At 70.7% G+C, this 18,212-nt stretch carries 17 protein-coding genes and 1 pseudogene; 9 read left to right on the top strand and 9 right to left on the bottom strand.

Features of this window, described 5'->3' with window-relative positions:
• Positions 1-43 precede the first annotated feature (43 nt).
• The gene (locus OHA17_RS38380; RefSeq protein WP_406510385.1) at positions 44-967 is read left to right on the top strand and encodes a S41 family peptidase; all 924 of its coding nucleotides are present in this window, start codon (positions 44-46) and stop codon (positions 965-967) included.
• A 118-nt stretch (positions 968-1,085) separates the two neighbouring features.
• A pseudogene (locus tag OHA17_RS38375) lies at positions 1,086-1,647 on the top strand (carboxymuconolactone decarboxylase family protein).
• Positions 1,648-1,845: 198 nt separating this feature from the next.
• On the opposite strand, the gene OHA17_RS38370 reads toward OHA17_RS38375, so the two are convergent.
• Complete coding sequence (locus tag OHA17_RS38370) at positions 1,846-3,549, bottom strand: protein kinase domain-containing protein (RefSeq protein WP_406510384.1); 1,704 nt, start codon at positions 3,547-3,549, stop codon at positions 1,846-1,848.
• Positions 3,550-3,696: 147 nt separating this feature from the next.
• Positions 3,697-4,635, bottom strand: coding sequence for a cupin domain-containing protein (locus OHA17_RS38365; protein WP_406510383.1), 939 nt, complete (start codon positions 4,633-4,635; stop codon positions 3,697-3,699).
• 111 nt (positions 4,636-4,746) lie between these two features.
• Between OHA17_RS38365 and OHA17_RS38360 the strand changes: the two genes are divergently transcribed.
• The 4 genes from OHA17_RS38360 to OHA17_RS38345 all read left to right on the top strand — a co-directional run bounded on the left by OHA17_RS38360 (position 4,747) and on the right by OHA17_RS38345 (position 9,026).
• Positions 4,747-5,595, top strand: a complete 849-nt coding sequence (locus tag OHA17_RS38360; protein ID WP_406510382.1) for an NmrA family NAD(P)-binding protein — start codon at positions 4,747-4,749, stop codon at positions 5,593-5,595.
• A complete protein-coding gene (locus OHA17_RS38355; RefSeq protein WP_406510381.1) occupies positions 5,592-6,038 on the top strand; it encodes a nuclear transport factor 2 family protein in 447 nt (148 codons plus the stop codon). The genes OHA17_RS38360 and OHA17_RS38355 overlap by 4 nt, the downstream gene beginning before the upstream one ends.
• A gap of 145 nt (positions 6,039-6,183) precedes the next feature.
• The gene (locus OHA17_RS38350) at positions 6,184-8,019 is read left to right on the top strand and encodes a glycoside hydrolase family 15 protein (RefSeq protein WP_406510380.1); all 1,836 of its coding nucleotides are present in this window, start codon (positions 6,184-6,186) and stop codon (positions 8,017-8,019) included.
• Positions 8,020-8,123: 104 nt separating this feature from the next.
• Positions 8,124-9,026, top strand: coding sequence for an aminoglycoside phosphotransferase family protein (locus tag OHA17_RS38345; RefSeq protein ID WP_406510379.1), 903 nt, complete (start codon positions 8,124-8,126; stop codon positions 9,024-9,026).
• Positions 9,027-9,148: 122 nt separating this feature from the next.
• Here the strand turns inward: OHA17_RS38345 and OHA17_RS38340 are convergent, their stop codons facing one another.
• Positions 9,149-9,952, bottom strand: coding sequence for an NAD-dependent epimerase/dehydratase family protein (locus OHA17_RS38340; RefSeq protein ID WP_406510378.1), 804 nt, complete (start codon positions 9,950-9,952; stop codon positions 9,149-9,151).
• Positions 9,953-10,116: 164 nt separating this feature from the next.
• Here OHA17_RS38340 and OHA17_RS38335 point away from each other — a divergent pair, with 164 nt between their 5' ends.
• The 3 genes from OHA17_RS38335 to OHA17_RS38325 all read left to right on the top strand — a co-directional run bounded on the left by OHA17_RS38335 (position 10,117) and on the right by OHA17_RS38325 (position 12,898).
• Positions 10,117-10,455 (top strand): PadR family transcriptional regulator, encoded by a 339-nt coding sequence (locus OHA17_RS38335; RefSeq protein ID WP_406510377.1) that lies wholly within the window; start codon positions 10,117-10,119, stop codon positions 10,453-10,455.
• Positions 10,452-11,354 carry a hypothetical protein gene (locus OHA17_RS38330; RefSeq protein WP_406510376.1) on the top strand — a complete coding sequence of 301 codons (903 nt, stop codon included), beginning with the start codon at positions 10,452-10,454 and terminating at the stop codon, positions 11,352-11,354. The genes OHA17_RS38335 and OHA17_RS38330 overlap by 4 nt, the downstream gene beginning before the upstream one ends.
• 305 nt (positions 11,355-11,659) lie before the next feature.
• A complete protein-coding gene (locus tag OHA17_RS38325; RefSeq protein ID WP_406510375.1) occupies positions 11,660-12,898 on the top strand; it encodes an acyltransferase family protein in 1,239 nt (412 codons plus the stop codon).
• 254 nt (positions 12,899-13,152) lie between these two features.
• Here the strand turns inward: OHA17_RS38325 and OHA17_RS38320 are convergent, their stop codons facing one another.
• From OHA17_RS38320 to OHA17_RS38295, 6 genes are all read right to left on the bottom strand, one after another.
• Positions 13,153-14,391 carry a cytochrome P450 gene (locus OHA17_RS38320; protein ID WP_398881486.1) on the bottom strand — a complete coding sequence of 413 codons (1,239 nt, stop codon included), beginning with the start codon at positions 14,389-14,391 and terminating at the stop codon, positions 13,153-13,155.
• A gap of 25 nt (positions 14,392-14,416) precedes the next feature.
• Positions 14,417-15,808, bottom strand: coding sequence for an NAD(P)/FAD-dependent oxidoreductase (locus OHA17_RS38315; RefSeq protein WP_406510374.1), 1,392 nt, complete (start codon positions 15,806-15,808; stop codon positions 14,417-14,419).
• On the bottom strand, positions 15,801-16,058 hold the full coding sequence (locus OHA17_RS38310) for a ferredoxin (RefSeq protein ID WP_398881482.1): 258 nt from the start codon (positions 16,056-16,058) through the stop codon (positions 15,801-15,803). Before OHA17_RS38310 ends, OHA17_RS38315 begins: the two co-directional genes overlap by 8 nt.
• 112 nt (positions 16,059-16,170) lie before the next feature.
• Positions 16,171-16,803, bottom strand: coding sequence for a hypothetical protein (locus OHA17_RS38305; protein ID WP_406510373.1), 633 nt, complete (start codon positions 16,801-16,803; stop codon positions 16,171-16,173).
• Positions 16,804-16,976: 173 nt separating this feature from the next.
• Complete coding sequence (locus OHA17_RS38300; RefSeq protein WP_053727104.1) at positions 16,977-17,183, bottom strand: hypothetical protein; 207 nt, start codon at positions 17,181-17,183, stop codon at positions 16,977-16,979.
• Positions 17,184-17,384: 201 nt separating this feature from the next.
• Positions 17,385-18,188: a class I SAM-dependent methyltransferase gene (locus OHA17_RS38295; protein WP_406510372.1), complete on the bottom strand. Its 804-nt coding sequence runs from the start codon at positions 18,186-18,188 to the stop codon at positions 17,385-17,387.
• Between the last annotated feature and the right edge of the window lie 24 nt (positions 18,189-18,212).

Here is an 18,212-nt window from a genome sequence, read left to right as displayed (position 1 = left end):
AATTCTTTGACGCTTCCGCAAGGGCGGTGCTCTACTTCCTGCCATGACGATCCTGACGAAGCTTCAACCGGCCCCTGTCATCGACGAGACGGCCCGGCTGCTGACCGAGCACTACGTCTTCCCCGAGATAGCCGAGCAGCTGACCGGCCTCCTGCAACGACGGCTCGCCCAGGGCGCCTATGACGTCGACGACGCCGAGGAGCTCGCCCGGCTGGTCACTACGGACCTGCAGTCCGTCAACGGCGACCGGCACCTGAGCCTGAAGCACCACACCGACCCGGTGCCCCCCAAGCAGGGGGCGGCCAACCTGGCCGCCGTCCGCCGGGAGTTCGACAGCTCGCTGGGCGGTGCGCCCCGGGTGGCATTGCTCGACGGAGGGGTCGCCGTACTGGAGCTGGCGCCGATGCTGTTTCCGCTGGAGTGGGCCGCCGAACCGTTGAGCGCCGCGCTCACCCTGGCTGCCCGCGCCCAGGCGCTGATCGTGGACCTCCGCGCCAACCGGGGCGGCGACCCGGACACGGTCGCCTTCGTCTGCAGCTACCTACTGGACGAGCGCACCCACCTCAACACCATGTACTGGCGCGCCGGCGAGCGCAGCGAGCAGTCCTGGAGCCTGCCGCACGTCCCCGGCGCCCGCTTCGGCGGCAGCAAGCCGTTGTACGTGCTGTCCAGTGACAGCACCTTCTCCGCCGCCGAGGAGCTGGCGTACGACCTGCAGCAGCTCGGCCGCGCCGTAGTCGTCGGCGAACGCACCCGCGGCGGCGCGCACCCGCGCGAGGGCTGGACCGTGCACCCGCACCTGGAAGCCAGCATCCCTGTGGGCCGTGCCATCAACCCCGTCTCCGGCACGAACTGGGAGGGCACCGGCGTGCACCCGGACATCCCTTGCACCGCTGCGGACTCCCTCGACCGCGCACACGCGCTGGCCCTCGCCCGGCTCAATGACCTTCCGGTCGCTGCTGTCTGACGTGGCCGAGGGTCGGCGCGCGCGCTGACGATCCATGCGCAGTGGCGACGGAGGTTGTCACATTCGTGGACCCGGTGGTGTCTTCATGCCAAACAGGCAGGCGTCCAAGGAGAACACCATGGCGCTACGCGTCCCGACGGCCGAGCTCCCCGCCGAGCTCCGCGAAAATCTGATCAAGCAGCTCGGTTCGGTGCCCGAGCCCAACGAGGTGCTGTGGAACAACCCGAAGCTCGCCGAGGCCAACCAGGAGTTCTCAAGCCAAGGTGGCCACCTGGGACGCGGTCGACGCGAGCCTCAAGACGTTCGCGTACATGGCTGTTGCCGCACGGGTCGGCTGCAGCTGGTGCCTCGACGTCAACCACTTCGCGGCACTGAACCAGAACCTGGACCTGGCCAAGGCGAGCCAGGTGCCGCGCCGGCGGGAGTCGGAGGTGTTCACGCCGTTGGAGCGGGAGGTGATGGAGTACGCCGAGGCCATGACGAACACGCCGACGACCGTCACCGATGAGCTGTCGGCGAGTTTGCTCGGCCAACTCGGCCCGGCGGCGCTGGTCGAGCTCACCGTATTCATCGGCTTCGCCGACTTGGCGGCCAGGTGCAACACGGCGCATGGGATCACCTCGCAGGGCTGCTCCGATGCCTGCGAGATCCCACTGGCCCTGATGTCGCCCAGGACGTAGAGCTCACGGAGAGCTTTTCGATCGCGCTGCCGCAAGGCGGTCGGCTACAGCCGGGGTGGCCCGCAATGCCTCCAGGTCATGAACCACAAGGCTTCCTGCTTGACCAATGAGCCCGTGGCGCTGCACCGTCGGCCCATTTGCGTGATCGGCGGCAGCGGCCGTTCGCCCCTCCCCCCCCCATCGGCCGGATCACCTGCTTCAGCAGCGGGCGAGTGTGCCGCTCTTCAGCGTGGATTTGTCGCTGAACACCCAGCCTTCGGTGTTCGTGCCCGCGATACGGGCGTAGATCCACTTGTTGCCCTGGTCATTGGTGACGTAGCAGTGGTAGTAGACCTTCACGCCGGACTTCATCGCGGTCACATAGGAGCACACCGCGTACGGGCCGGTGTAGAGGTGGGTGTCTTGGGCCGCGTTACCGTAGCCGTCGCTGCGGTTCGAGTGGGCCCAGCCGGTGCACGCCGTCGACACCGGGACGGGCTCCTTCACCGGTGAGCTGGGCGTCGCCTTCGGCGAGCCGGACGGGTCCGCGGTCGACTTGCCGCCGCCGTTGCCTGGCGTCGGCGTGGGACCTGTTGTCTCTCGGACGTCGTCCTTCTTCGAGGGGGTGCTGGACGGCGTCCCGCTGGGGCCTGTGGACGCCAGGTCCCCCGGGGAGGTCGGGCCGCGGGACACGTCACCGCCGGCGCCGGTGCTCGCCGTCGGAAGCGCCGCGTTCGACCCGCCGCCCGCGTTGCCCCGCATGTCCATCAGAGCGTAGGCAACTCCGCCGCAGGTGAGGACGGTAGCGGCCGCCACCGCGACGACGGTACGGGTGCGGCGGCGCCGCGCGGGGACGATCGTGGCACGGGTCTCGGAACGGCTGCCGACACCGTCGAGTATGCCGGGCACCATGCCCGGTTGTGCGGCGTCCGGCTGCGGAGGGGCGCCGTAGGCGTCGGCCGGCGTGTAGGGGGCGGCGGGCTGCGCGGCAGGCTGGAAGAACGGCGCGGCAGGACCGAAGCCCGGCGGAGTGACGGGCTGGGGGGCCGGTGCCGACGCGAGGTCCGCAGTGCTGCCCCCGGCGACCGCCTCCAGCATCTCGCGCGCCTGCCCGGCGTCGGGCCGCTGCAGCGGATCCTTGGCCATCAGCGCCTGCAGCACCGGCGTGAGCGCTCCCGTCCGCTGGGCCTGCGGAAGCGGGTCGGTGACGATCGCCGACAGCGTGGACCACACCGACGTACGGCGGAAGGGAGAAGAGCCCTCCACGGCCGCGTACAGCGTCATGCCCAGCGCCCAGATGTCCGACGCGGCACTCGGTTCCCGGCCCTGTGCGCGTTCTGGCGGCAGAAAGTCGAGGGAGCCGACGATCTGACCGCTCTGGGTCAGCTTGGCCAGGGCCTCGTCGCCGGAGGTCTCCATGCTGGCAATGCCGAAGTCGGTGAGCACGACCCGGCCGCCGCGCTCCAGCAGCACGTTGCCGGGCTTGACGTCCCGGTGGAGGACTCCGGCCCGGTGAGCCGCGTCGAGCGCGTCCATCAACTTGGCGCCGATCGCGGCCGCTTCGCGCGGGTCCAGTGGGCCGCGCTCCGTCAGCACGTCGTCGAGGGAGGGCCCGTCGACCAGCTCCATGACGATGACGGGCAGCCCCCGCTCCTCGACCACGTCGTGCACGGTGACCACACCGCTGTGCCGGATACGGGCGGCGGCCTGCGCCTCGCGCTGCATCCGGTCCCGCAGTTCGGCCAGTTCGGCCGGGGAGGCGTCGGTGTAGGCCCGCAGGACCTTGACGGCGACCTCCCGGTTCAGCAACTGGTCCACCGCGCGGGCGACCACGCCCATGCCACCGCGCCCGATCATCGCGGTCACGCGGTATCGGCCGCCCAGAACCTCGCCGACCAGCTCCGCGCCGTTGGCCCCCGTCACGTGTCACGCTCCGTTCGTCGCACTGTTCAAAATCCGCCACGTGGCGGGCCCCAGGGTAGGCGTAATGGTGCGGGCGAGTTCGCGCGGCCCCCGGCCTCGGCGCGCAGGCGAACCTTCCAACAGCCCTCATCACCTAGGCGGGCGGGGTCAGTGTGTGGCGGAACCAAGGACAGGGAGTTCCCGCTCGCGCTGCGCCTCCCGTTGCCGCCAGGCTCCGGGGGGTTCGCCGTGGTGGCGGCGGAAGGCGGCGGCGAACGCGTAGGGCGAGCTGTAGCCGATCGTGCGGGCGATGGCCGCCATGCCGAGTTCGCCGCTGCGCAGGTGGTCGCGGGCGAGGGCCATGCGCCAGTCGGTCAGGTACTGCATGGGGGTCTGGCCGAGCGCGTCGCGGAAAGTCCGGGCGAAAGCGGCCCGGGACAGGCCACTGATCGCTGCGAGTTCGGGGACCGACCAGTCGCGCCCGGCGTTCTCGTGGATGGCCTGCAGTGCGGCGCTCAGGCGGGGATCGGCCAGGGCCCGGTACCAGCGGGGGGCGGTGGGGCTGCGGCGGAAGTCGCTGCGGATGGCCAGGACGAGGAGGACGTCCAGAAGCCGGTCGAGCACGGTGGGTTGGCCCGGCTCGGGGGTGGCCAGCTCGTGGGAGAGCAGCCCGATCACATCCCGCAGCGGGTCGCCGACCGCCGCTTGCAGGGTGAGGGCCTGGGGCAGCGCCTCCAACAGCCCGTTGCCGATGTCGCCGGTGAACCGGTAGGCGCCGCAGAGGAACACCGTCGCCCGGGGGTTGTCGGCCTGCGCGTCGTGGGCATGCCGGGCCCGGAACTCCTCCGGTTCGAGGCAGTCGGTGCCCGCCTCGTGCCCGATGTGGTGGTCCGGTCCGCCGCGCACCAGCGTCACCTCCCCGGGCACGAGTTCCACCGCCCGGCTCGGATCGTCCAGCCACAGCCATCCCCGGCCGCGCACCACTGTGTGCACGGCCAACTGGATCGAGCCGGCCAGCCGCAGCCCCCACGGCGGCTCGGCGACCGTCCGGGCGAAGACCGCGCCGCCGGCGCGAGCCCGCGCCAGGTGATCATGCAGTATGTCCACTCACTCAGTATCGACAGGACGACCACGCCTGGCAACGGAACGATCGTTTGACATAAAGAGTTGAGTGATTCACACATTGATCCGCTCCATCGCTACTCTCACGATGGACTCATGACTGGATCACCACAGACCGCTCTCATCCTCGGCGGCACCGGCCGCACCGGTTCAGGCCTGGCGAAGAAGCTCGCCGAAGGCGGCCTGGCCACCCGCACCGCGGCGCGCCACGGCGCCGACGTGCACTTCGACTGGGACGACCCGGCCACCCACCCCGGCGCCCTGACCGGGGTCGACCGCCTCTACCTCGTCACCCCCGTCATGCGTGTCACGTACGCCGACCAGGTCGCCGCCTTCCTCGATCTCGCCGAAGCCGCGGGCGTCCGCCACGTCACCTACCTCAGCACCTACGGCGCCGACCAGGCACCGCCCCAGGCCGACATCGGAGCCGTCGAGGCCGACCTCGCCGCCCGCAGCAACATCACCCATTGCGTCCTGCGCCCCGCCTGGGTGATGCAGAACTTCGCCGACGCCCACCTTCCGGTCGTCAACGGGGCCATCACGGTCCCCACCGGCGGCGGCACCGAGGCCTTCGTCGACGCGGACGACATCGCCGCCGTCTCCGCCGAGACGCTGCTCGCCCCCACCACCCACGCAGGCGCCCACTACGCGCCCACCGGCCCGCAGGCCCTCACCGTCGCAGAGGTCGCCGACACCATCACCGCCGTGACCGGCCGACCCGTCGCGCACCACGACCCAGACCCCGAGCTGTGGATCGGAGGCGCCGTCGCCGCCGGTGTCGTCCCCGCCGACTATGCGGTGCTGCTCCGCTGGCTGACCGGCACCCTCAGCTCCGGCGACGGCTCCACCTCCAACGCCGACGTCGAGAGGGTCACCGGCCGGCCCCCGACCGCCTTTCTCGACTTCGCCCGACGCGAGGCCCACGCCTGGACGGCGGGCCGGTGACCGGGCCCGTGGGCGACATCGCCGACTTCGCGGCGCTGGACCCGTTCTTCCGCATCATCCGAGTGGGGCTGGCGGGCCTGGTCGACGGCGAGCACTTCTTCGACCTCCTGGCCGAGGACGTGGTCGTCGAATACGTCGTCTCTGCCCCTGGCTACCCGCGCCGCGTCCAGGGCCGACGAGCGGTCGCCGACCTGTACCGCGGCTACGGCGACGTCATCGTCCTGCACGGCGCGGACGAACTCGCCGTCCACCACGACCCCGCGACATCCGTCGTCGTCCTGGAGTACGCCGTGCACGGGCGGGCGGTCCACACCGGACACGCCTACGACAACCACTTCGTCTCGGTGATCACCGTCAAGGACCGGCAGGTAACGCACTGGCGGGACTACCTGGACCCCGTCGCCGTCTTCCGGGCCCTCGGCTGGCCGGCCGAGCCTCGCTAGACAGGGATCACGTACCTGGCGACGAGCGAGCCCGGCCGCCGGGTCCCGGCCGCTCGGCTCCGTCAGGACCCCGCCTCGAAGTAGGGGTCTAGCATGAAAGCACGGCTTCACCTCCAGGGCCGCGCGTCGGCGCAAGGAGGCCCGCATGGCGTTCGACACGGCCGGCTTCGAGCAGGCCGACAGCTACCGCTACATGCCGATCTCCGAGCACGGCCTGATCGGCGATCTTCGTACGACCGCCCTGGTCGGCACGAACGGCACCATCGACTGGTACTGCTGCCCCCGCTTCGATTCGCCCAGTGTCTTCGGGTCCATCCTCGACGCCGACCGGGGCGGATCGTTCGAGTTGGCCGCCGAGGTCCCGACACGTACCCGGCAGTTCTACTTCCCCGACACGAACGTGCTGATCACGCGGTTCTTCGCGGCGGACGGGGTGGCGGAGATCCAGGACTTCATGCCCGTGGCCGACGAGTCGTCCGAGAAAGCCCGGCACCGGCTGATCCGGCGGGTGATCTGCGTCCGGGGAACCCTCCCGTTCAGGGCGCGGATCGCCCCCCGCTTCGGCTACGGCGCAGAAGCGCACACCACGCACCTCGAAGACCACGCGGCGGTGTTCCGCTCCCCGTCACTGACGCTCGCGCTGACCGCCACCGCGCCCCTGGAAAGCGACGGCCTGGACGTGTGGTCGCACTTCAAGCTCCTTGAGGGCGAGTCCCACGTGTTCGCCCTCGACCAGATCGGCGACAACGTCCCGGCCCGGTCGTGCCCGCGCGCCGAGGCGCAGGAGCAGGCCGACGCGACCGTCCGGTTCTGGCGCCACTGGCTGGCCGGTTCGCACTACCACGGGCGGTGGCGGGAGATGGTGCACCGCTCCGCGCTGGTGCTGAAGCTCCTCACCTACGCGCCGACCGGTGCGATCGTCGCCGCACCGACCACCAGCCTGCCCGAGCAGATCGGCGGCGGGCGCAACTGGGACTACCGCTATGTCTGGGTCCGCGACGCCGCCTTCTGCGTCTACGCCATGCTGCGCCTCGGGTTCACCTCGGAGGCCGAGGCGTTCATGGGGTTCCTCGGCGAGCGCGGCATCATGCGCGGCACCGGTGCGACCGGCCCGTTGCAGATCATGTACGGCATCGACGGGCGCAGCGAGCTGCCCGAGTACGAGCTCTCGCACCTGGAGGGCTACCTCGGCTCCGCGCCGGTCCGGGTGGGCAACGCCGCCACCGGCCAGCTTCAGCTGGACATCTACGGAGCCCTGATCGACTCCATCTATCTGTACGACAAGTGGGGGCAGCCGATCAGCAGCGCCCGCTGGGACGAGGTCGGCGCGATGGCGGACTGGCTCTGCGAGCACTGGGACCAGCCCGACGAGGGAATCTGGGAGACCCGCGGGGGCCGGAGGAATTTCGTGTACTCGCGGCTGATGTGCTGGGTGGCACTGGAGCGGGCGATGCGGATGGCTAACCGCCGCGGCTTGCCGGCCGACCTGCCACGGTGGCGGGAGTCCCGGGATGCGATCTACCGGCAGATCATGCAGCGCGGCTGGTCGGTCGAGCGGGGCGCGTTCGTCCAGGCTCTGGACGACAGCGTGCTGGACGCCTCGCTGCTGATGATGCCGATGGCCAAGTTCGTCTCGCCCACCGACCCCAAGTGGCTCTCCACCCTGGACGCGCTCACCACGGACCTGGTGTCCGACTCGCTGGTCTACCGCTATGACCCGACCGCCAGCCCGGACGGCCTGCACGGCTCCGAGGGCACCTTCTCGATCTGCTCGTTCTGGTACGTGGAGGCGCTGGCCCGCGCAGGACGGCTTGAGGAGGCCCGGCTCGCCTTCGAGAAGATGCTCACCTACGCCAACCACCTGGGTCTGTTCGCCGAGGAGATCGGCCCGACCGGCGAACAACTGGGCAACTTCCCCCAGGCCTTCACCCACCTCTCGCTGATCAGCGCCGCCTTCAACCTCGACCGGGCACTGGGCTGACGCGGCGTCACCGCCGGGTCGGAGGTGCCGGAAGTATTGCTGCGGGTCGACGGCTGTGGGCAGCGACAGCAGGTCAACATCCTGCCCCAGTAGTGTGGCTTCGCATGACCGACGCCGAGATCGAGATCACCGCGGACCTGGTCCGCGACCTGCTGCAGGAACAGCATCCAGACCTCGCAGGGCTGGCCATCCGCGAGGTGGCGGGCGGCTGGGGCAACCAAATGTGGCGCCTCGGGGACGAGTTGGCCGTGCGCATGCAGCGCATGGACCCCACCCCGGAGCTCCAGCTCAAGGAGCGGCGGTGGCTACCCGTGCTGGCCCCGCGCCTGCCACTCCCCGTGCCGACCCCGGTGCGGTTCGGCGAACCGTCCGAGCGCTTCCCCAAGCACTGGACCATCATGACGTGGGTCCCCGGCCAGCCACTGGACTACGGCTCGATCAGCCGCGGCCACCACGCGGCCGACATCCTGGCGGGCTTCCTCACAGCGCTCCACGTGGAGGCGCCCACCGAGGCGCCGATCAGTGAGGACCGCGGCGAACACCCCAAGAAGTGCACGGACGGCTTCGACCACTTCTTCCACGCCGCCGTCCCCGACGACCTCGCCCACGACGTCCGGGCCGTCTGGGACGACGCCGTCGCGGCCCCAGAGTGGGCAGGCCCGCCACTCTGGGTGCACGGCGACCTTCATCCCGCGAACGTCGTCGTCACGGACGGAACACTCTCGGGCATCGTCGACTTCGGTGCCCTGTTCGCCGGCGACCCGGCCTGGGACCTCGCCGCCGCATGGGTACTCCTACCCGCGGGCTGCGCCTCGCGGTTCTTCAACATGTACGCGCAGGCAGACGCGGGGACCATCCGGCGCGCCCGCGGGCTGGCCGCCCTCAAGAGCCTGTTCCTCATGCTCATGGGCCAGAGCGGCGACCGGGGCCTGCCCGGCGGCAAGCCGACATGGGGACCCGCAGGCCGGGCAGCACTCGATCGCGTCCTGAGCGACGATCTGACGTAGGCACGGAGCGACCGAGCCCCGTCCGACACCCGCCGCCGGAGTCGGGTAGCCGTTGTCCGTCAGGCGGAAGTAACCACCTCCTCATGCGGACGCATCATGGGCGAGTGCCCGAGCGATGAAGGTCAGGGCCGGATGTGCTTCAACGTGAATTCGGGCAGGGCATACGGGCCGGCTTGCGGAGCTGAGGGGTCGGCAGGCGTGTCGGCGCCGGTGATGTGTGCCGCATAGAGCTCGGCGTTGTCGACGGGCGTGTAGTCCAGTTCAGACTCCGCGGGAAGTTGCCAGAAGCGGCGGGTGTTGGCAGAGACGGCGTACACCGTGGCGAACCGGGTGGAGAGCGGGCAGGTGAGCGCGGCCCGGCTGAAGCCGACGGCATCACGCGGGCTCAGCCACGTCGCGAGATGGCGGGGCTCAGTGGGTGTCACCTCGAAGCTGCCGATGCGCAGGCAGATCACAGAGAGGCCGAACTTGTCGGCATACAGCTGCCCCAGGGCCTCGATGGCTGCCTTGCTCACCCCGTACAGACCATCCGGGCGCACCGGATCCTGTGGACCGGTGAGGTGGGCCGTGGGATAGAAACCGGTCACGCGATTGCTGCTGGCCAGCACCACACGCGGAACCGCGGTGCGCCGGGCAGCTTCCAAGACGTTGTGGCTACCCAGCACATTGGCTTCCAGGAGGTCGGGCAGCGGCGCCTCGTCCGGCAGCCCGCCCAGGTGGAGCACCGCGTCCGCGCCCGACAGTGCAACCTCCACAGCGGGCGCATCCCGAAGGTCGACCGTGTGAACCACTTCGTTGGCTGCCTCCTGCTGGATCGCAACCCGGTCGAGCAGAACCAACTGGCCAACCTCGCCGCGCAACGCCCGCCGTGCAACCCGACCGATACTCCCGGCCGCACCGGTGACAACTACCGTTCCCAACCCCATGGCGTCTCCCCTACTCCATCTCGCCAAGGCCCTGATCCGAGCACGCGGTGATCCTCCCATCACGGGTCATCGCGATGAGGGGGCGCCGGTTCGCGCGGGAGCAGCGTCATGGCAGACCCGGACCCAGTTTCCGTATATGCCGGTGACTGACATACTCTGGTTCCATGACTGACCGTGCGATGCAGGAACCGACCCTGCTTCTCCTCACCGCGCTCGCGGACAAGCCACGTCACGGCTACGCGATCGCGCGTGAGGTGGAGACGATCTCGGGCGGGCGGGTGAAGATGCGGACCGGCACTCTCTATGGGGCGCTGGAGCGCCTGCTGCAGCAGGGCCTGATCGAGGTGCACAAGGAGGAGGTCGTCGACAGCCGGCTGCGGCGCACCTACACCTTGACCCCTCCCGGCCGTACGGCACTGGCCGTCGAGGCCGAGCGGATCGCGGCCACCGCCCGCGAAGCCACCCGGCGCCTGGGAGCCACCGGCAAGGCGGCCACCGCGTGAACCCCGTTCTGCTGCACCTGTATCCGGTCGGCTTCCGCCGCGCCTTCGGCGACGAGATCGCCGAGTCCTACCGGGAGGCGACCGAGGGAGCGGGCCGTGGCGCCCGCCTCCGCGAGACGGCCGACATAGTCACGCACGCCCTGCGGCTGCGCCTCGGCGTCGGCTCCGCGCACCCGGGCGGACGGCTTTTCGCGGCCGTCGCCCCCTTCGGTCTGGCCGCGACGGCCACGTACTCCGCCTTCAACCTCATCGGGAGCATCGGCGACTGGTACGTCATGCGCACCGCGGGAACCGCAGGTGACATGGGTCCGCTCGTGACCCTGATGAACGGCTGCTACCTGCTGACGTTGGTCGGCGCGGTGGTCGCACTGGCCGGACGCTACCTGCCCGGGGTGCTGTGCGCGGTCATCGGGGCGGCGGGCAGTTCGGTCGCCTTCCTCTACCCGGTCTGGCGCATGCCGCCCGACCTGCGATGGGAACTTGTGGGCTTCCTTCTCGCACCGATCCTGATCGCCGCACTCCCCCTCGCCTGCCCGCCCGACCTCCGCCCGGCCCACCGGGTGCGCGGCACGGCAGGCGTGCTCGCGCTGGTGGCGTGGGCCGTGCTTCTGGTGGCCGCGGTCACCGTGATCGACCCGCTCGGCATCGGCCTGCTCCTGCCCTGGAGGTTCGGCGTCCCGATGGCCGCAGCCCTGCTCCTGGCGGGCCGCCGGGCCGTCGCCGGGATCCGCACCACAGTCCAACTCGCCTGCGCCGCCGCACCGTTCCTCGTCATCCTGTACTTCTCCGGATGGGCGCAGAGCGACGACATCCTCACCGCCCTCGGCGCTCTCGCTGTCACCGCCGTCGCCCTGCGACTGCGCCGCCGCAGCGGCTCCGACACGGTGAACCCGGCCTGAACACTGGGGAGTTCGCCCACCGTTGCCAGGCAGAGCAGACAGAGGTGCAACGTCGGGCGTGCACACCAGGATTCACCCGACGGGTGATGGCCCCCCGTGATGCGGGTTGTGGCTATTCGACTTCGGCGACTTCGGCGATCGTGAAACAGCCGGGGAAATGACCACGTGCGCTGCGCATCGCCGCCCCGGTACAGAGCCGACTCCCCACCTCGCCGCCCCTGCCGCCGACGACGAGGCGGCAGGCCCCTCCCTTCCCCCCTATAGCCAGCCCTTCTTCGACCGGCCGCCTCGTCACAGGAGTTCCCATGCCCGTGTCCGTACGCACCGAAGGCACCGGCAGCCGGCCCCGGCCAGTCCTGGCTGTCGGGCAGCGCGTGAACCGTGCTTCAGCCAGGGGCGGGCGTCTGGCCGCAGTCGACGGGCTGCGGATGCTCGCAGCAGCAGCCGTGGCGGCCTACCACTACCTGGGCACCCCGACCCCCCGTTTCTGGGGCGAGGCCCACGACCTCCCGCAGGCTGCACCACTTCTCCACGCGGTCAGCGGATACGGCTGGCTCGGCGTCGAGGCGTTCTTTCTGATCAGCGGCTTCGTCATCTGCATGAGCTGCTGGGGCCGCACCCCGGCGCAGTTCGCCGTCTCCCGTATCTCCCGGCTCTTCCCGCTGTATTGGGCCGTCGTCCTGATCATCGTCGCCACGGGTACCGTCGCCGTGCTCGCCGGACAGCGTTCAGGAGCACCCACGGACCTGCGCACCACCCTCGGCAACCTGACGATGATTCCCAGCCCGCTCGGCCTGGATTTCACCGCCGGCGTCGCCTGGACGCTCTGGGTGGAAGCCCGCTTCTACCTGCTCATGGGCGCGCTGTTGCTGATCGGCCTCACGTACCGGCGCGTCATAGCCTTCGGCTTCCTCTGGCTCGTCCTGGCGTCCATCGGCCGCGAACTGCACTCCACCGTCCTGGACGAGTTCCTGCTCAGCCAGTACGCCGGGCTCTTCGTGGCCGGTATCGCGCTCCACCTGGTGCACCGCTTCGGGCCCAACCTGCTCCTGTGGCTCCTGGCCGGCTTCGCCTGGTGCTACACCCTCACCGTCCTGGACGACCGTGTCGCCGGACACTCCGGCTCCAACTGGGCGGTCAGCGCGGCCGTCCTCACCGGCTTCCTCCTCCTGCTCGCCCTGGCCGGCCCCGGCCCGCTGCGCCACCTCCAATGGCGAACCCTCGTCTACGCGGGCGCCCTGACCTACCCGTTCTACCTGGTCCACCAAAGCCTCGGCATACCAGTGACCCGCGGCATCCTCAAGACCGCCCCCGGCCTCGGCCTGCTCCCCTCGATCGCCCTCGGTCTCCTCTTCTCCCTCCTCCTGGCAGCCGCGCTGAACCGCCTGGTCGACCGCAAACTCGGCCGCCTGCTCCGCCACCACCTCACCGCAGCCCTCAACCCCACACCACCCATTGCCGACAATCCCCACACGCCAGCACCCGATGGCGATGCCCCAGAACCCGCCCTCTCCACAGGACCTTTGACACAGCGCCGCCCATGACGGCGAGAGCGCCGAACGACATGCCCTGGCTCGCGCGGATGAGGGGCTGCCGGTGCGCGTCCTCGACGCGGACGACCTGGCGGGGCGGCCGGGCTCCTGGTGCGGTCCGACGATCCGAGCGCACGACATCGAACCCGCCGCCCGCCATCACTACGCCGAGGTTCTGCTGCTCGGCACGATCGTCGCGGGGAACGGCGGTGGGAAGCCGTACTCGGCGCATTCGAAAGGACCCGCCACCACAGCCCGCCCAGGGGCTAGGCGCGGACTTCGTCGCAGGCGATGCGGAGGTGGCGGGGGCCGCGGAGGACGGCGTTCTGGCGGTAGGGGGGCGGGTCCTCCAGGAGGCGGGGGTTGTGGAGGCGGCGGGCCAGTTCGGTGAGGGCGAGCTGGGCCTCCAGGCGGGCCAGGGGGGCACCGAAGCAGCTGTGGATGCCGCTGCCGAGGCCCAGGTGCTGGACGTCCGGGCGGTCCGGGTCGAAGCGGTCGGGGTTCTCGAAGCGCTGGGGGTCGCGGTTTCCCGAGGCGAGGATCAGCCACATCGAGGAGCCCTTGGGGATGGTGACGCCACGCACCTCGATGTCGACGAGCGGGGTGCGCTGGGGCAGCAGTTGGACCGGCGGTTCGAACCGCAGCAGCTCCTCCACCAGCGGTGCCGCGAGCGCCGGGTCCCGGCGCAGCCGTTCCAGTACGTCGGGGTTGCGCAGCAGCGTGAGCATCCCGTTCGTGATCAGGTTGACCGTCGTCTCGTGGCCGGCGATCAGCAGCAGCGCGGCGGTGCTGAGCAGTTCCATGGTCGACATGGACTCGTCCTGCCCGTGCCCCGTGGCCAGTTGGGACAGCATGTCGTCTCCGGGCTGCTTGCGCCGCTCCTCGATGAGACCGGCCAGGTACATGCCCAGTTCCATGCGGGAGTCGTGGGTCTTGCGCTGCCTTTCGGCGGGATCCGCGTCCGGGTCGGGGTCCAGGCTCGCGGCGAGGGTGTCGGCCCAGACGTGGAAGCGGGGCTCGTCCTCGTGCGGCACTCCCAGCAGCCGGCAGATCATGGTCACGGGGAACGGGTAGGCGAACTGGTCGACCAGGTCGATGCTTCCGGGGTCTCCGAGGTTGTCGATCAGCCCGGTGACGATGGAGCGGAGGTCGTCCCGCATCCCGTCGACGCGGCGCGGGGAGTGCGGCGGCCCGAAGGGCCGGTTGGTCATCCGGCGGAGCCGGTCGTGTTCGGGCGGATCCAGCTTGAGGAAGCTCGGCGGCAGGGCCGCGGCCTCCTCCTCGGCACCCTCGGCCAACGGGTCCTTGGCGGTCGCGGCCAGGTTGCGGGTGTCGGAGCTGAGCCGCGGGTCGTGCAGCAGGCTCTGGATCTCGTAGTAGGTGCTGATGACGTACGGCCCGCTCCCGTCGTGGAAGACGGGAGTCTTGCGCAGTTCCTCGTACAGGGGGTACGGGTTCGCGCGGTTGGCGTAGTCCAGGATCTCGCTCAGGATGCCTTGGGTCATTTGCGGTCCTCCGGGGGCCTGCGGGTCAGTGCCCGGCGGGGGTGAACGTCATCCGCCGGTCGGCCGGCGAGTATCCGCTGAGGGTGATGGTCGGCCCGTGCGTGGGCACGGACGGGTCGGGGAAGTCGGCGGGGACGGGACGGTGGCCGTCGGAGCGCCGGTCGACCGTCGGGAACGGCACCGGGAAGGGCGCGGTGCTCTCGATCTGCTGCTGGTAGAACGGCAGCCACCGGCAGTTGTCGAAGGTGACGGCCCCGATGACGCGGCCCTGATACCCGTAGACACCGGTGAAGCGGCGTTCCGCGCGCGAGCCCTGCGTGATCATGATTTCGGAGCCCATCGACGGAACGCCGACGGATTTGATGTTGACCCCGAACTGCGAGGACCAGAAGGCCGGCACCCAGATGTGCGGGCGCCGGTCGGTGCTCACGCTGAGCATGTTGTGTGCCGCGGTCTCCGCCTGGGAGACGGCATTGCCCCAGTGCTCCAGGGAAAGGAACTGGTACCCGAACAAGGGGTGCGGGGAGCGAGCCACGTCCCCCGCCACGTAGATGTCGTCGGTGACGATGCCCCGGATGTCGAAGGCCCGGCAGCCCGCGTCGCAGGCGATGCCGCGCGGACCCGCGCCGAGCCCCGAGCCCGCCAGCCACTCGGTGTTGCGCTGGGCGCCCAACGAGACGACCACCACGTCGCAATCCAGCGTGGTGCCGTCGGAGAGGTGCGCGGCCCGTACGCGTCCGGTGGAGTCGCCCTCCAGTGCGGTGACCATGATGCCGGTACGCAGGTCGACGCCCTGCTCTCGCTGGAGCTCGGCGGCCACGGCCCCGATCACCCCGCCGAGCGCCCCGACCAGGGGCGCGTCGCCGCGTTCGGCGACGGTGACCTCCAGCCCGCGCTCCCGGCACGCCGAGGCGATCTCCGAGCCGGTGAAACCGGCGCCGATCACCAGGACCCGGCGGGGCCCCGCGTCGAGTCGCCCCGCCAGCGCCGCGCCGTCGTCGCGGGTGCGCAGCACGAACACGCCGTCGAGTTCGCCCTCTTCCGCGTTCGGCCAGGGCCGGGCCCGTACGCCGGTGGCGATCAGCAGCCGGTCGTACGGGACCTCGTCCCCGTCGGCCAGCTTGACCCGCCGGGCCGCCATGTCGAGGCCGACGGCCGGTACGCCGAGCCGCCACTCGGCGTCGATGGCGCGGCGGCGGGGCAGTGCGGTGCGCTCGGCCCTCGACTTGCCGAGCAGGACCCCCTTGGAGAGGGGCGGGCGGTCGTAGGGCTCGTACGGCTCGTCGCCGATCATGGTCAGCGAGCCGGTGAAACCCTTGTCGCGGATGGTCTCGGCGGCGCGCAGGCCGGCGAGTGAGGCCCCCACCACGACGATCCGGCCGTCGCGCTTGAGGTGCTCCAGGGTTGCTTCATGCATCGGAGGCCTCCGCGGCGACCGTCCGGTCCCGGTCCTGTTCGCGGGTCCGGTCGCGGTCCAGGTCGTCCACGAGGATGGCCTGGACGGGGCACGCGGCGGCGGCCTGCGCCAACCGCTCGCGCTGTTCCTCCTCGGCCTGGGGATCGTAGAGGAGCCCCTCGTCCCCGTGCATCGCGAAGACATCGGGCGCGAGGAAGGCGCACTGCGCGTATCCCTGGCACCGGTTGAGATCGACGACAAGCCTCAGCAACGTGCGGTCCTCTCGGTGACCCCCTCGGCTCCCCGGACCAGCCTGCCCGACGCGCGCCGTTTCGGCCCGTCCACGCGGACAATCGGGGTGACGGCCGCGCGGCCACGGGTTCTCACGGGGCGCGGCGGGCGGCCCACAGCATGTACACGCTGATGAGGAGGGCCCAGGCGGGAAATACCAGCTCGGACCACGGCACGGAGGATCCCACCACCAGGAGGACCAGACCGGCCACCACCCCGGCCAGGCTCAAGCCGCGCGGGAAGGTGCCCAGCCTGCGCCCGATGGTGGACGTCACGAATACGAAGACGGCGGCCATCCGCATGCCGTACGTCGTGAGCAGCTCGTACCCGAAGTGCCGGCCGAAGTCCTGGGGCTGGTGGGCGGCGAGCACGGTCCCGGCGGCCGCGGCGGCGGCGAAGAGGGAGGCGACGAAGACCAGTCCGCTGCCCAGGAAGACGGTGGCGACGAACCGGTCCTCGGCCTCACCGGTATGCGCGCGCACGGCGCCCATGAACCAGAGGAAGGCGATGCCGGCGAAGGGGATGAGCTCCACCGCCGTGTTCACCTCGTCGCGCTGTCCCGCGTCGACCCGCACGGTGGAGCCGCCGGCTCCTTCCGGCAGACCGATCCGGGCCAGCACGATCGCCGCCGCCAGCAGGACCGCGAAGACGATGCCTGCCACTCCCGCCGCCCGCGGCGTCTCCAGATTCTGTGTCCGGGATGCGCCCCGTGATCGCTCTCTCATCCGTCCAGCAAGCCGAGCACCCCGCCCGGCTGCCAACGGGGTCAGCCAGCCGGGTGAACCGGTGACAGGGTGCCTGGCGGGGGGGGGCTTCGTACCCCCAGTACCTCCTGCGGGGGAAGCGCGCGGTGAAGGTCGGCCAGTCTGGGGTGGGCCGAAAGACATCACAGCGATTCTCACCACGAGCTGAAAGACCACGAACGGTCCTCGCGGCTGGTCCTGGCATCGTGCAAGGCCTCGCGCAAGGCGAACAACGCGGTCAGGTCGGCCTCCCGCACGAACTCGTCCAACAGCCTGATGACACAGTGTCCGCGCCCCTCGTCCACGGCCCTGACGATCGCCGCGATCGCTGTGCGCTGGACATCCGAAAGCGAAGCGTTCACCCGCAACTCCCGTTGACAGCCACCCCGCAGGCGGGCTCACACACCCACTCTCCTCTCCCTGCCGCCCGGAGCCGTGGCTGTCGGCCCGCCATCCCCCGAATGGCGCAGCTCACAGGCCGAGCCCTCCCCCGGCGCCCTCAGCCCCGAGCGAGCCGGGCTCCAACCACGGACCGGGTCCGGGACAGTGGGCGCAACCTGCGTTCAGGCCGCGCTGCGGAAGACGTACGCCGTCATCGGGGCGGTGACCGGCCCCTCACCCAGACGGGCCGTCATCTCCTCCATGATGGTGGCTCGGACGGCGGGCCCGTCGCCGCGCTCCTCGACGGCCGCACGCACCGGCGTCCCCGTGAGGAACCCGGTGGCGACGTCGGCGGCCGACGCGGCCCGGCCCTGAAGCGTCAGCTCCTGCTCCTCCTCGACCGTGAAATCGGCCCCCGCCAGGTCAGCGGCCACGACGGCGGGGTCCGCGTAACCGTGCGGCAACGTCGGCAGGAACCGCGGCGGATCGACCGGGAAGGCCCGCTCCAGGGCGGCCTGCACCGCGGCGTCGAAGCCGTGCGCCTCCAGCGGGCCCCAGGTGTTGAACAGGAATCGGCCGCCTGGGGCCAGCACCCGACGGACTTCGGTGAAGGCCGCGACCCGGTCGGGGAAGAACATCACACCGAACTGGCAGATCACGAGATCGAATGACCCGTCCGGGAACGAAAGCCGCTGGGCGTCGGCCTGCCGCCACACCGCGCCCGGCACACGGGCCGACCCGAAATCCACCATGGCCGTGTTCAGGTCGCTCGCTGTCACGACGGCCGACGGTGCCTTCGCGAGCAGCTCGGACGTCAACACGCCCGTGCCCGCGGCCAGTTCGAGGATGCGCTGCGGGCGGAGGGCCCCCGCCCGTGCGGCCAGGTCCTCGGCGAAGGGCCGGAAGAGCACCGGCACGAGGTACCGCTCGTACGCCGCCGGCATGGACTCCGACCACCGTCGGCCCGCATCGATATCCGTCACCATTGAGACGCTAGCGCCACCCCAGGA

The sequence above is a fragment of the Streptomyces sp. NBC_00212 genome (assembly GCF_045206365.1).
Classification (GTDB): domain Bacteria; phylum Actinomycetota; class Actinomycetes; order Streptomycetales; family Streptomycetaceae; genus Streptomyces.
The sequence above is the reverse complement of the archived record's forward strand: the minus strand, read 5'-3'. Positions and strand labels throughout refer to the sequence as shown.